Annotated in this window: 10 protein-coding genes; 8 read left to right on the top strand and 2 right to left on the bottom strand. The window is 69.3% G+C overall.

Annotation, left to right across the window (positions count from 1 at the left end; all coding sequences use genetic code 11):
• Positions 1-25 precede the first annotated feature (25 nt).
• Positions 26-2,260, top strand: coding sequence for a helicase-related protein (locus A4W93_RS09110; RefSeq protein WP_085750316.1), 2,235 nt, complete (start codon positions 26-28; stop codon positions 2,258-2,260).
• 87 nt (positions 2,261-2,347) lie between these two features.
• On the opposite strand, the gene cysE is transcribed toward A4W93_RS09110, so the two are convergent.
• Both cysE and A4W93_RS09100 read right to left on the bottom strand, forming a co-directional pair.
• Complete coding sequence (gene cysE, locus A4W93_RS09105) at positions 2,348-3,112, bottom strand: serine O-acetyltransferase (RefSeq protein WP_085750315.1); 765 nt, start codon at positions 3,110-3,112, stop codon at positions 2,348-2,350.
• A gap of 64 nt (positions 3,113-3,176) precedes the next feature.
• Positions 3,177-3,893 carry an RNA methyltransferase gene (locus A4W93_RS09100; RefSeq protein WP_085750314.1) on the bottom strand — a complete coding sequence of 239 codons (717 nt, stop codon included), beginning with the start codon at positions 3,891-3,893 and terminating at the stop codon, positions 3,177-3,179.
• Between the two features lie 177 nt (positions 3,894-4,070).
• Between A4W93_RS09100 and A4W93_RS09095 the strand changes: the two genes are divergently transcribed.
• The 7 genes from A4W93_RS09095 to kdsA all read left to right on the top strand — a co-directional run bounded on the left by A4W93_RS09095 (position 4,071) and on the right by kdsA (position 13,829).
• Positions 4,071-5,090, top strand: a complete 1,020-nt coding sequence (locus A4W93_RS09095) for an inositol monophosphatase family protein (RefSeq protein ID WP_085750313.1) — start codon at positions 4,071-4,073, stop codon at positions 5,088-5,090.
• Positions 5,091-5,256: 166 nt separating this feature from the next.
• Positions 5,257-6,801 (top strand): methyl-accepting chemotaxis protein, encoded by a 1,545-nt coding sequence (locus tag A4W93_RS09090; protein WP_085750312.1) that lies wholly within the window; start codon positions 5,257-5,259, stop codon positions 6,799-6,801.
• Positions 6,802-6,968: 167 nt separating this feature from the next.
• Positions 6,969-9,578: a DNA mismatch repair protein MutS gene (gene mutS, locus A4W93_RS09085; protein WP_237357735.1), complete on the top strand. Its 2,610-nt coding sequence runs from the start codon at positions 6,969-6,971 to the stop codon at positions 9,576-9,578.
• Positions 9,575-10,396, top strand: a complete 822-nt coding sequence (locus A4W93_RS09080; protein ID WP_085750311.1) for a proteasome-type protease — start codon at positions 9,575-9,577, stop codon at positions 10,394-10,396. The genes mutS and A4W93_RS09080 overlap by 4 nt, the downstream gene beginning before the upstream one ends.
• A gap of 5 nt (positions 10,397-10,401) precedes the next feature.
• Positions 10,402-11,250, top strand: a complete 849-nt coding sequence (locus A4W93_RS09075) for an alpha/beta fold hydrolase (RefSeq protein ID WP_085750310.1) — start codon at positions 10,402-10,404, stop codon at positions 11,248-11,250.
• A 57-nt stretch (positions 11,251-11,307) separates the two neighbouring features.
• Positions 11,308-12,975, top strand: coding sequence for a CTP synthase (locus A4W93_RS09070; RefSeq protein WP_085750309.1), 1,668 nt, complete (start codon positions 11,308-11,310; stop codon positions 12,973-12,975).
• Positions 12,972-13,829, top strand: a complete 858-nt coding sequence (gene kdsA / locus A4W93_RS09065) for a 3-deoxy-8-phosphooctulonate synthase (RefSeq protein ID WP_085750308.1) — start codon at positions 12,972-12,974, stop codon at positions 13,827-13,829. Before A4W93_RS09070 ends, kdsA begins: the two co-directional genes overlap by 4 nt.
• Positions 13,830-13,857: the final 28 nt, after the last annotated feature.

The following is a 13,857-nucleotide window of genomic DNA, read 5'->3' as shown; positions in this document are numbered from 1 at the left end:
GCGCCGCGGTCACTGCGTTTTTTCCATGCCCGCCCCGAAGCCCGACTCCCTCCCGAACCCGCGCCACGCCCGCCGCCTCCCGCCGCACCTCACCGCCGAAGCGCTCCACCGCGTCCGCCAGGCCTCGTACCACCTGCCCCAGGTGGTGAGCCCGTCGGACTTCGTCGACGAACACACCGCCGACTTCGAGGACCGCCTCGACGAGATGGGCCTCGTGCAGCTCCAGGTGGCCGTGCCCGGCGCCCGCCCCAGCCGCTGGATCGACCCCGCGCTGATCGACGTCGCGCTCGCGCAGCTGGATGCCATCGCGGCGCAGAAGGACAAGCTCAAGGGCAAGGTGATCCGCGCCGTGATCCTCGAACGCACCGCGGTGCTCGAGACGCTGGGCATCCTGCGCCGCGGCAACGCCTGGGAGCGCAACGCGCGCCAGGTGCTCGCCGTGCCGTCGCCCGGCTGGGACGTGCCCGTGTTCTTCACCGTGCCGCAGGCGGCCGAGCCCGTGTGGGCGTTCTACCGCGACGGCGACAAGGCCGCGCTGATCGGCGCCCTCGGCGACCCGCCGCCCTACGAGGAAGCCGAGGCCGTGGTCTCGCACCTCGACGCCCTCGCCCGCCACGCCGCCGCGCACCGCCCCAAGCAGCTGGCCACGCTGCTGCCGGCACTGGCCGCCGAATGCGCGAAGCCGCAGCCGCTGGACGCGCTGGTGGCCGGCTGCTCGCGCGCGCTCGTGCGCTGGGAACACCGCGTCGCCGAACTCGACACGCTCGACAGCCTGAACTCCGAACTCGCGTTCCAGGGCTACCCCGACAGCTTCCCGAAGGCCCGCCGCCTCGACCGCCGCGTGCGCCTGTTCGTGGGCCCGCCCAACAGCGGCAAGACCCACGCCGCGTTCGAACGCCTGGCCGCGGCCGGCAGCGGCACGTACCTCGCCCCGCTGCGCCTGCTCGCGCTCGAAGGGCGCGACCGGCTCGTGGGCCGGGGCGTCGCCTGCTCGCTGCTCACCGGCGAGGAGAACGTGCCGGCGGCCGGTGCGCACCTCGTGTCGAGCACCATCGAGATGGTGGGCACCAACAAGCCCGTCGACGTCGCCGTGATCGACGAGGCGCAGATGATCTTCGACGGCTCTCGCGGCTGGGCCTGGACCCAGGCCATCGTCGCGGTGCCGGCGAAGGAAGTCATCATCATCTGCTCGGCCTACGCCGTGCCGGCCATCGAGAACCTGCTCGGCCTGTGCGGCGAAACGCCCGAGGTCGTCAAGTTCCAGCGCAAGCAGCACGTGCAGCTGATGCCCGCGCCGGTGCCGCTCGCGGCGCTGAAGAAGGGCGATGCCGTGGTGGCCTTCAGCCGCCGCGACGTGCTGAGCATCCGCGACCGCATCGCCGCGGCCAACGGGCTGTCGGTGTCGGTCATCTACGGCGCGCTGCCGCCGGAGGTGCGCCGCCGCGAAGCCGAACGCTTCGCGACCGGCGAGGCGCACGTGCTCGTGGCCACCGACGCCATCGGCATGGGCCTGAACCTGCCGATCCGCCGCGTGCTGTTCTCGACGATGACCAAGTTCGACGGCCAGTCCGACCGCGAGCTGACCGAGTCCGAGGTGCACCAGATCGCCGGCCGCGCCGGGCGCTACGGCATGCACGAGGAAGGTTTCACCACGGTGCTGGCTGAGGCCGAACCCTCGGCGATGAAGACGCTGCGCGAGCTGCTGCCCAAGTCACCGCGCGCGCCGCGCAACTTCAAGGCCCCGGTGGCCCCGAACGGCTGGCACATCGACACCATCTCGTCGCGCCTCGGCAAGAACCGGCTGCGCGAGGTGCTGGGCATCTTCATGGGTCAGCTGCAGCTCGACAACGCCCACTTCGAGGTGGCCGAACTGGAGCAGATGCTGGAACTGGCCGACCAGCTCGACCGCATCGCCCCGAAGCTCACGCTGCGGGAACGCTTCACGTACGCCCAGGCCCCGGTGGACTCGCGCACCGACTCCCAGGTGCAGCAGTACCTCGGCTGGGCCGAGAACCACGCCCGCAGCGGCACCGCCGGCGTGCCCTGGTTCCTCGATTCGGTCGACGAACACAGCCGCCTGGACCGCATGGAGCAGGCGCTGCGCTCGTGCACGTTGTGGCTGTGGCTCGACCTGCGGTTCCCGGGCGTCTACGGCCACGTCGAGGATGTCGTGGCGCTGCGGGAGCGGCTGAACGACGGGATCGAGCGGCAGCTGAAGGGCAAGAAGCCGCTGGCCTTCACGCGGTCGTCGCGGCGCTGATTCCCCAACAACGCTGTCATCCCGGCGAAGGCCGGGACCTCCGGCATCCGCACAGGGTCCCGGCCTTCACCGGGATGACGAAGCTTTCTACTTCATCAACTGCTTGAGGCGCTCGGCGTCGAAGTCCTCGGTGACCTGCGCATCGTTCGGCACACAATCCTTCCGCACCGGCGCCAGCTTCTCGATCGCCGCCCACAGCATCGCGATCTGATGCGCATTGCCGGCCGCGTTGTCGATCAGCCCCTTCATGGCTTGCGACAGCGGGTCGTCGTTCTGCGTGACGCCGTAGGCCGAGAAGCCCATGCGCGCGGCCGCGGCTTCGCGCTGGGCCTCGTCTTCCTTCAGGATGATGCGCGCCGGGTTGCCCACGGCCGTGGCGCCCGGGGGCACCGGCTTGACCACCACCGCGTTGGAGCCGATGCGGGCGCCGTCGCCCACCGTGAAGCCGCCCAGCACCTGGGAGTTCGCGCCCACGATCACGCCGCGCCCGAGCGTCGGATGCCGCTTGGCACCCTTCGTGAGCGAGGTGCCGCCGAGGGTCACGCCCTGGTAGATCGTGCACTCGTCGCCGATCTCGGCCGTTTCACCCACCACCACGCCCATGCCGTGGTCGATGAACACCCGCCGCCCGATGCGGGCGCCCGGGTGGATCTCGATGCCGGTGAAGAAGCGCCCCATGTGCGAGATGAAGCGGCCCGCCCAGCGGAACCCGTTGTCCCAGCAGGCGTGCGCCCAGCGGTGCATCAGGATCGCATGCAGGCCCGGGTAACAGGTCAACACCGTCCACCACGAGTGCGCGGCGGGGTCGCGCTCCAGGATGCAGGCGATGTCTTCTCGTAGGCGCTGGAACATGGCGAGGCAGGGTGAATGAAGGCCCGCAGTGTACCGGCGGCCCCGAACCGGTGCCGGGGTGGGGTCAGCCCGCCTTCTTCTCCATCGCCCGGGCGATGCCGCGCAGGATGTGGATCTCCTCGGTGGTCAGCTGCGCGCGGTTGAGGAGCTGGTTCAGCCGCGGCATCAGCTTGCGCGGCGCGGCCGGGTCGAGGAACTCGATGGCCGTCAGCGCGCGCTGCCAGTGGTCGAGCAGGCCGGTCACGGCCACGGCGTCGGCCAGCTCGGGATCGGTGGTGCGGGGCGCGACCGGGAACCCGCCCAGTGCCTGGCGCCAGTCGTAGGAGAGCAGCTGCACCGCCTGCGCGAGGTTCAGCGAGCCGTACTCGGGCTGGGTCGGGATGCTGAGGCACACGTGGCAGCGGTACACGTCCTCGTTCGACAGGCCGTAGCGCTCGGAGCCGAAGACGAAGCCGACCCGATGGCCGCCGGCCGCGAGTTCGGGCATCAGGTCGCGCGGGGCGCGCGTGGGCGGGCCGAAGTCGCGCGGGGTCATGGCCGTGGCGCAGGCGAAGGTCACGCCGTCGAGGGCCTCGGTCAGCGTGGGCACGATGCGGGCGCGCACGAGGATGTCGGCCGCGCCGCTGGCCATCGCCACCGTCTCCTCCTGCACCAGCACGTCGGGGAAACGGGGGGCCACCAGCACCAGGTCGGAGAAGCCCATCACCTTCATCGCGCGGGCGGTGGCCCCCACGTTGCCCGGGTGGCTGGTGTTGACGAGGATGAAGCGGGTGGTGTCCATGGATGGCCTGGGACGCGGATTCGTCCGCGCGAACGCCCCTCGGGATTCGCCTCGCACATGGCGCGAAACTCCCTCCAAGGGTAAACTCGCATTATTCCGCACGCTGGCCTCGCCGCGCTGCACGCTCTTTTCCTCCGTCGATCCCCCTCCGCTCTCACCCAACAGGCAGGTGCACCCATGTCCCAAACGCTCCACCCGATGCTCAACGTCGCCGTCAAGGCCGCACGTGCAGCCGGGTCGCTGATCAACCGGGCCTCGCTCGACCTGGACCTGCTCAAGGTCAACACGAAGTCGCCCAACGACTTCGTCACGGAGGTGGATCAGAAGGCCGAAGAGGTCATCATCGAAACGCTGCTGGGCGCCTACCCCGGCCACGGCATCCTCGCCGAAGAGTCGGGCCGCACGCACGGCGCCCCGCACAGCGAGTACGTCTGGATCATCGACCCGCTCGACGGCACCACCAACTTCATCCACGGCTTCCCGTACTACGCGGTGTCCATCGCGCTCGCGTACCGCGACCAGATCCAGCAGGCCGTGGTGTACGACCCCACCCGCAACGACCTGTTCTACGCCTCGAAGGGCCGCGGCGCGTTCCTGAACGACAAGCGCATCCGCGTCTCCAAGCGCACCCGCATGTCCGACGCCCTGATCGGCACGGGCTTCCCGTTCCGCAAGGGGGACAACTTCAAGCGCTACATGAAGATGTTCGAGGACGTGATGGTGAGCTGCGCCGGCGTGCGCCGCCCCGGCGCCGCCGCGCTCGACCTGTGCAACGTGGCCGCCGGCAACTACGACGGCTTCTTCGAGCCGGGCCTGAACCCGTGGGACATCGCCGCCGGTTCGCTGATCGTCACCGAGGCCGGTGGCCTGATCGGCAACTTCACGGGGGAGTCCGACTACATGTACCAGCGCGAGGTCATGGCCGGCAACCCGAAGATCTACGCGCAGATGGTGGGTCTGCTGAAGAAGTACTCCCGCGTGATCGCCGACGACGCGAAGCCGGCCGGCATCGGCGCCGAACCGCTCGACGCGGCCGACGCCGACGCGAAGAACCTGCCCGACTGGAGCCCCGAGGCCGCCCTGGCCAAGGCCGAAGCCGAGGCCCAGTCGCCCGAGGCACTCGCCGCCGCCCGGAAGAAGCGCGCCGTGCGCATCCGCAAGGAAGACGTGGCGCCCAAGGGCGACGCGCAGGGCTGACGTCCACAGGGGGCCCACAGCGGGCCCCCAGGCTGTCCCCAGGGTTGTCCACAGCCGCCGACCCTGATTTCCGCCCCACCCCGGGGCGGATTCAAGTTTTCCCCGAGGGACGCCGAAGACAGGCCGAATCGGCCCTGCCCCAGGCGCCGCCAACCGGGGAAACATCTTGAAGCTCGACGACATCTCCCTCTCCAGGAAGCTCTGGGGATCCATCATCGTGTTGCTGCTGGCGATGCTCACCGCCGGCGTCTGGACGCGGCACAGCGTCAGCGCGGCCCACCGCGACGCCGCCGAGCGCACGCACCGCGCCGACGAGCTGATCACGATGACCACGTACTGGCAGGCGGTCAGCACCGCCAACACCAGTGCCACCATCGCCTCCATGTACTCGACGGAACAGCCCGTCGTGGACCTGTTCTCGGCCCGGCTGAAGGCCGGCATCGCCACCAGCAGCGCGACCCAGAAGCGCATCCTGGAGATGGCCAGCACCGACGCCGACAAGGCCGCGATGGACGTGATCGCCGAACACCGCAAGACCGTGCTGGGCCTGGTCAAGAAGGGCACGGCCATGAAGCAGACGGACCAGGCCGGCGTCAAGAACTTCCTCGACACGGAGTTCCTGCCCAACATCGAGAAGTACGACGGCGCGATGCTCGCCCTCGTGGACCTGCAGCGCAAGCAGCGCGACGACATCGCGCGCGAGACCGAGGCCGCCATCGGCCGCACCGTGGCGATCGGCACCGGCATCACGTTCGCCGTGATCGCCCTGGGCCTCTTCTGGGTGTCCATCCTCGTGCGCTCCATCAACCGCCCGCTGCAGCGCGCCGTGGAACTCGCCGAGGCCATCGCCTCGGGTGACCTGAGCCGCGAGGTGAAGGAGACCCGCCGCGACGAACTGGGCCGCCTGCTGCAGGGCATGTCGCGCATGGCCGCGCAACTGCGTTCCGTGGTCGCCGAGGTGCGCCAAGGGGTCAGCTCGGTGTCGGTCGCCTCCACGCAGATCGCCTCGGGCAACCTCGACCTGTCCTCGCGCACGGAACAGACCGCGTCGAACCTGCAGGAGACCGCCTCGAGCCTCGAACAGCTGACCGGCACCGTGACCCAGTCCGCCGACGTGGCCCGCCAGGCGACCCAGCTCGCCACCTCGGCCGCCGACGCGGCCTCGCGCGGCGGCGACGTCGTGGGCGAGGTGGTGTCGAGCATGGAGAAGATCTCCGACGCCTCGCGCCGCATCAACGACATCATCGGCGTGATCGACGGCATCGCGTTCCAGACCAACATCCTCGCGTTGAACGCCGCGGTGGAAGCCGCCCGCGCCGGCGAGCAGGGCCGCGGCTTCGCCGTGGTCGCGAGCGAGGTGCGATCGCTCGCGCAGCGCTCCGCCGAAGCCGCCAAGGAGATCAAGGTGCTGATCGGCCGCTCGGTCGAATCGGTCGAGGTGGGCTCGCGCCAGGTGGACCAGGCCCGCGACGTGATGGGCGAGATCGTCTCCAGCGTGCGCCACGTGTCGAGCCTGATCGGCGAGATGGCCACGTCCGCGTCCGAACAGCGCGACGGCATCAACCAGGTGCACCAGGCCGTCGACACCATCGACCAGATGACCCAGCAGAACGCGGCGCTGGTGGAGGAGTCCACGGCGGCCGCCGCCTCGCTGCGCGACCAGGCGCATCGCCTGACGGAGACGGTGGCTGTGTTCAACGTGGGTCGCTGAGGGCTGTCCACCGGGGGCCCACAGCGGGCCCACAGGTGACCCCCTGGATATCCACAGGGTTGCCCACAGCCCCGCGCCCGGGGTGGATGGCGAGTGGGCCCCGGCGCTCGCCGGGGTGATTTTGTGCGGGACAATACGCCGCTTCGCCCACCGCCCATCGTCCCGGCATGACCGACGCCAGCACCCTCCCCGACCTCAGCGCCCACACGCCCATGATGCAGCAGTACCTGCGCATCAAGCACGGCTTCCCGGACACGCTGGTGTTCTACCGGATGGGTGACTTCTACGAGCTGTTCTTCGACGACGCCCGCAAGGCCAACCGCCTGCTGGACATCACGATCACCACGCGCGGGCAGACGGCCGGCGAACCCGTGGTGATGGCCGGGGTTCCGGTGCACGCGGTCGAGAACTACCTCGCCAAGCTCATCAAGATGGGCGAGGCGGTCGCCATCGCCGAGCAGGTGGGCGACGTGGCCACGGCCAAGGGCCCGGTCGAGCGCAAGGTGGTGCGCGTGGTCACGCCGGGCACGGTGACCGACACCGAACTGCTCTCCGACAAGCGAGACGCACTGCTGCTCGCCGTTTCCGAACGCCGGCACAAGGGTGTCACGACGTATGGCCTCGCGTGGCTGGGCCTGTCCAACGGGCAGCTGGGCCTCACCGAATGTGGCGAGCGCGACCTGCCGGGCTGGCTCTCGCGCCTGAACGCGGCCGAGGCGCTGGTGGACCGCGACGCGGTGCCCGAGGCGCTGAAGCAGTCGCGCCTGTCGATCACGCACCGCCCCACGTGGCAGTTCGACGCGGCGCTCGGCGAACGCAAGCTGTGCGAGCAGCTGCGCGTGGCCACGCTCGCGGGCTACAGCGCCCACGAGCTGACCGTGGCCCATGCCGCCGCGTCGGCGCTGCTGAGCTACGCCGAACACACGCAGGGCCAGGCGCTGGCCCACGTGCGCACGCTGTCGGTCGAACGCGCGAGCCAGCTCGTCGACCTGCCGCCCACCACGCACCGCAACCTCGAACTGGTGCAGACGCTGCGCGGCGACGACTCGCCCACGCTGCTGTCCCTCATCGACACGTGCCGCACCGGCATGGGCAGCCGCGCGCTGCGCCACTGGCTCACGCACCCGCTGCGCGAGCGTTCGGTGGCGATGCAGCGGCACGACGCCCTCGACGTGCTGATGCGCGACGTGCTGAACCCGCTGCGCGACACGCTGCGCGGCATCAGCGACGTCGAACGCATCACCGCCCGCGTCGCGCTGCGCCAGGTGCGCCCGCGCGAGATGTCGGGCCTGCGCGCCACGCTGCAGGCCCTGCCCGCGCTGCGCGCGCTCGTGCCGGCGGGCAAGGCCGTGCTGCTCGACATGCTGGCCGAGGCGCTGTCGCCCGACCCCGCGGTCGAGGCGCTGCTCACCGCCGCCATCGCCGAGGAACCCGCGGTGCAGCTGCGTGACGGCGGCGTGATCGCCCCGGGCTACGACGCCCAGCTCGACGAGCTGCGCGCCATCAGCACCAACTGCGACGACTTCCTGCTCGAGCTGGAGACGCGCGAACGCGCCCGCACCGGCATCCCGAACCTGCGCGTGCAGTTCAACAAGGTGCACGGCTTCTACATCGAGGTGACCCAGGGCCAGGCGTCGAAGGTGCCGGTCGACTACCAGCGCCGCCAGACGCTGAAGAACGCCGAGCGGTTCATCACGCCCGAGCTGAAGGCCTTCGAGGACAAGGCCCTGTCCGCGCAGGACCGGTCCCTCGCCCGCGAGAAGATGCTCTACGAGCAGGTGATCGACGGCCTGCAGGCGCACCTCGAGGCACTGTCGGGCCTGGCCCGGGCGCTGGCCTCGCTCGACGCGCTCGCGGCACTGGCCGAACGCGCCCACACCCTCAACTGGTGCCGCCCGCAGTTCGTGCGCGAGCCGTGCATCTCGATCGACGGCGGCCGCCACCCGGTGGTCGAGGCACGGCTGCAGGAGACCGGCGCCGGCAACTTCATGGCCAACGACTGCCGGCTCGACGCCACGCGCAAGATGCTCGTGATCACCGGGCCGAACATGGGCGGCAAGAGCACGTTCATGCGCCAGGTCGCGCTGATCGCGCTGCTCGCGGCCATGGGCTCCTTCGTGCCGGCGACCGCCTGCCGCCTCGGCCCCATCGACGCGATCCACACCCGCATCGGCGCGGCCGACGACCTGGCCAACGCCCAGTCGACCTTCATGCTCGAGATGACGGAGGCCGCGGCCATCGTGCACGGCGCCACCGAACACTCGCTCGTGCTGATGGACGAGATCGGCCGCGGCACGTCCACGTTCGACGGCCTCGCGCTCGCCGGGGCCATCGCCACGCACCTGCACGACCGGAACAAGGCCTTCACGCTGTTCGCGACGCACTACTTCGAGCTGACCGAGTTCCCGCTGAAGCACCCGCACGCCATCAACGTGCACGTCTCGGCGGCCGAAAACGGCGACGACATCGTGTTCCTGCACGACATCCAGCCCGGCCCGGCGAGCCGCAGCTACGGCGTGCAGGTGGCACGCCTCGCGGGCATGCCGTCCAACCTGGTGCGCCAGGCGCGCCACACGCTGGCCGCGCTCGAGACCGGCAAGGAGGCCGCCAGCGCCCAGGTGGACCTGTTCGCGGCGCCCGCGGCGGCCCCGGAGTCCGAGCCGTCGGAGGTGGAACGTGCGCTCTCGGGCATCAACCCCGATATGCTGTCGCCCAAGGAAGCGCTCGACGCGCTCTACCGCCTGAAGAACCTTCAAAAGCAAGAAGCCACGTCATGACCTACTGCATCGGTGTCAAGCTCGACGCGGGCCTCGTGTTCCTGTCCGACTCCCGCACCAACGCCGGGGTGGACCAGATCAGCACGTTCCGCAAGATGATGGTCTACGAGAAGCCGGGCGACCGCTTCATGGTGCTGCTGTCGGCCGGCAACCTGTCGATCTCGCAGTCCATCCGCGAGATCCTGCAGGTCGAGCGCCTGGAGAACGGCGACGAGCCGCCCATCACGATCTGGAACGCCACGAGCATGTTCGACGTGGCCCGCGTGCTCGGCAGCGCCATCCGCCGCATCCACGACCAGGACGCGGCCGCGCTCGCCCATGCCGGCGTCGACTTCAACGCCTCCCTGATCCTCGGCGGGCAGATCGGCAACGAGCCGATGCGCCTGTTCCTCGTGTACTCGGCCGGCAACTTCATCGAGGCCACGCGCGAGACCTGCTACTTCCAGATCGGCGAATCGAAGTACGGCAAGCCCGTGCTCGACCGCATGATCACGCCGCAGACGCCGCTCGACGAGGCGGCCAAGTGCGCGCTGGTGTCGATGGACTCCACGCTGAAGTCGAACCTGTCGGTGGGGCTGCCGCTCGACCTGCTCGTCTACGAGGCCAACGCGCTGCAGAGCGAGAAGATCGTCTGCATCGACGACCACAACCCGTATTTCGCGATGATCCGCGGGGCCTGGGGCCAGAAGCTGCGCCAGGTGTTCGAGTCCATCGACGACCCCCAGTGGGGCTCCGACTCCGCCACGTATCCCCTGCGCGCGCCGTCGCGCTACGAACCCATGGGCAAGATCCACCACCCCGGGGAAAAGATCCTCTGATTCTGATGGTCAAGAAGAAAGCGTCCCTTCCCCCGATCGTCTTCTCGCACGCGAACAGTTTCCCCGCCGGCACCTACCGCAAGCTGTTCGAGGCCTGGCGCGCCGCCGGCCACGAGGTGTTCGCCGTCGACAAGTACGGCCACGACCCGAAGTACCCCGTGAGCAACCACTGGCCGCGCCTGCGCGACCAGCTCGTGCACTTCGCCGAGACCGAGGTGGGCCGTCCCGCGTACTTCGTGGGCCATTCGCTCGGCGGTTTCCTGAGCGTGCTGGCCGCGGCCCGCAAGCCCGAGCTGGCCTGCGGCGTGGTGCTGCTCGACTCGCCCATCATCGGCGGCATCCTCGGCGCGATGGTCAACTTCGCCAAGAGCACGGGCTTCGGCGCGCGCTACTCGCCGGGGCACATCTCCCAGCGCCGCCGCCACCACTGGCCGACCCGGGAGAACGCCTACAACCACTTCCGCGCCAAGGCCGCGTTCGCGCGCTGGGACGCCGAGGTGCTGCGCGACTACATCGACACCGGCATCGTGCCGGCCGAACCCCCGATGGAAAAGGGCGTCACGCTCGCCTTCCACCGCGAGGTCGAGACGGCCATCTACAACACCCTGCCCCACGACATCCCCCGCTTCCTGAAGTCGCACCCGCTGCAGGCCCCGCTCGCCTTCGTGGGTGGCACCCAGTCCGCCGAGGTGAGGCAGGTGGGCATGATCGCCACCGAGCGCATCGCCGACGGGCGGATCTCCTGGATCGAGGGGTCGCACCTGTACCCGTTCGAGCGGCCGGACGAGACCTCGGCCGAGGTATTGCGCTGGTTGTCCCTGTTCCGAGGGGAGGAGCCACCGGTCGCCCCCTGACCACGCCTATAATCGCGCTTTACCACCAGGGCATTCGTCGAACCGATGCCAGAAGCAATGACCAAGTTCGTCTTTGTCACCGGCGGTGTGGTGTCCTCGCTGGGCAAGGGCATCGCGGCTGCATCCCTCGCGGCGATCCTCGAATCCCGCGGCCTGAAGGTCACCCTCCTCAAGCTCGATCCCTACCTCAACGTGGATCCGGGCACGATGTCGCCGTTCCAGCACGGCGAGGTGTTCGTCACCGACGACGGCGCTGAAACCGACCTCGACCTCGGCCACTACGAGCGCTTCATCACCACGCGGATGAAGAAGGCCAACAACTTCACGAGCGGCCAGATCTACAAGAGCGTGCTCGAGAAGGAGCGCCGCGGCGACTACCTCGGCAAGACCGTCCAGGTCATCCCGCACGTCACCAACGAGATCCAGGACTTCGTCAAGCGCGGCGCCGACCAGGCCGAGGTGGACGTGGCCATCGTGGAAGTGGGCGGCACCGTGGGCGACATCGAGAGCCTGCCGTTCCTCGAGGCCGCGCGCCAGATGAGCCTGCGCCTCGGCCCCAACAACACCGCGTTCGTGCACCTCACCTACGTGCCGTGGATCGCCGCGGCCGGCGAGTTGAAGACCAAGCCCACGCAGCACACCGCGCAGAAGCTGCGCGAGATCGGCATCCAGGCCGACGTGCTGCTGTGCCGCGCCGACCGCCGCATCCCCGACGAGGAACGCAGCAAGATCTCGCTGTTCACGAACGTGCCCGAATGGGGCGTGATCTCCATGTGGGACGTGGACACCATCTACAAGGTGCCGCGCATGCTGCACGAACAGGGCCTCGACGGCCTGATCTGCGACAAGCTGCGCATCAACACCCCGCCGGCCAACCTGAAGCGCTGGGACGCCCTGGTCCACGAGGTGGAGAACCCGGCCCGCCGCGTCAGCATCGCGATGTGCGGCAAGTACACCGACCTGTCCGACTCGTACAAGTCGCTGAACGAGGCCCTGCGCCACGCCGGCATCCACAACCACGCCAAGGTCGACATCGAGTACGTCGACTCGGAAACGCTGACCACCGACACCGTGGGCCAGCTCGCCCGCTTCGACGCCATCTTGGTGCCGGGCGGTTTCGGCAAGCGCGGCGTGGAAGGCAAGATCCTCGCGGCCCAGTACGCCCGCGAGCACAAGCTGCCCTACCTCGGCATCTGCCTCGGCATGCAGGTGGCCACCATCGAGTACGCCCGCCACATGGCCGGCCTCGACGGCGCCAACAGCACCGAGTTCGACACCGAGGCCAAGCACCCGGTGATCGCGCTGATCGACGAATGGCAGGACGCCGACGGCTCCATCCAGAAGCGCAACGCCCAGTCCGACCTCGGCGGCACCATGCGCCTCGGCGCACAGAGCTCCGACGTCAAGCGGGGCACGCTGGCCCACGAGATCTACGGCGACGTGGTGACCGAACGGCACCGCCACCGCTACGAGGCCAACGTCAACTACCTCGACAAGCTGAGCGAGGCCGGCCTCGTGATCTCCGCGCTCACACAGCGCGAGAAGCTCACCGAGATCGTCGAACTGCCGCGCACGGTTCACCCGTGGTACATGGGCGTGCAGTTCCACCCCGAGTTCAAGAGCACGCCTTGGGACGGCCATCCGCTGTTCAAGTCGTACATCGAGGCCGCGCTGTCGCACCAGACCGCCCGCCTCAACGTTTCCGAGAAGAAGGTGGCAGCATGAAACTCTGCGGATTCGACGTCGGCATCGACAAGCCGTTCTTCCTGCTCGCCGGCCCCTGCGTCGTCGAGTCCGAGCAGCTCCAAATGGACGTGGCCGGCCACCTGAAGGAAATCACCAGCGCATTGGGCATTCCCTTCATCTTCAAGAGCAGCTACGACAAGGCCAACCGCTCGTCGGGCAGCACGTTCCGCGGCCCGGGCATGGAAAAGGGCCTGGAGATCCTGGCGAAGGTGAAGCGCGAGCTGAACGTGCCGGTGATCACCGACGTGCACTCGGAAGCCGAGGTGCCGCACGTGGCGTCCGTCGTCGACGTGCTGCAGACGCCCGCGTTCCTGTGCCGCCAGACCGATTTCATCCGCGCCGTCGCCCAGAGCGGCAAGCCGGTGAACATCAAGAAGGGCCAGTTCCTCGCGCCGGCCGACATGAAGAACGTGATCCAGAAGGCCCGCGACGCCGCGCGCGAGAAGGGCCTGAACGAAGACAACTTCCTCGCCTGCGAGCGGGGCGTGAGCTTCGGCTACAACAACCTCGTGAGCGACATGCGTTCGCTCGCGATCATGCGCGACACCGGCGCACCGGTGGTGTTCGACGCCACCCACTCCGTGCAGCTGCCGGGCGGCCAGGGCACCAGCTCCGGCGGCCAGCGCGAGTTCGTGCCGGTGCTGTCCCGCGCCGCCGTCGCCGTGGGCGTGGCGGGCCTCTTCATGGAGACCCACCCCGACCCCGCCAAGGCGATGAGCGATGGCCCCAACGCCGTGCCCCTGAAGCACATGCGTGCGTTGCTCGAACAGCTGGTGGCGCTCGACCGCGTGGTCAAGCAGCAGCCGCTGCTCGAGAACGACTTCTCCTGCTGATCACGCCGGCCACCCCGGCTGACCCGCT

It is taken from the genome of Piscinibacter gummiphilus, assembly GCF_002116905.1.
GTDB classification, from domain to species: Bacteria; Pseudomonadota; Gammaproteobacteria; order Burkholderiales; family Burkholderiaceae_C; genus Rhizobacter; species Rhizobacter gummiphilus.
Note: the sequence above shows the minus strand (reverse complement) of the source record. Positions and strands in the feature narration are given on the sequence as shown.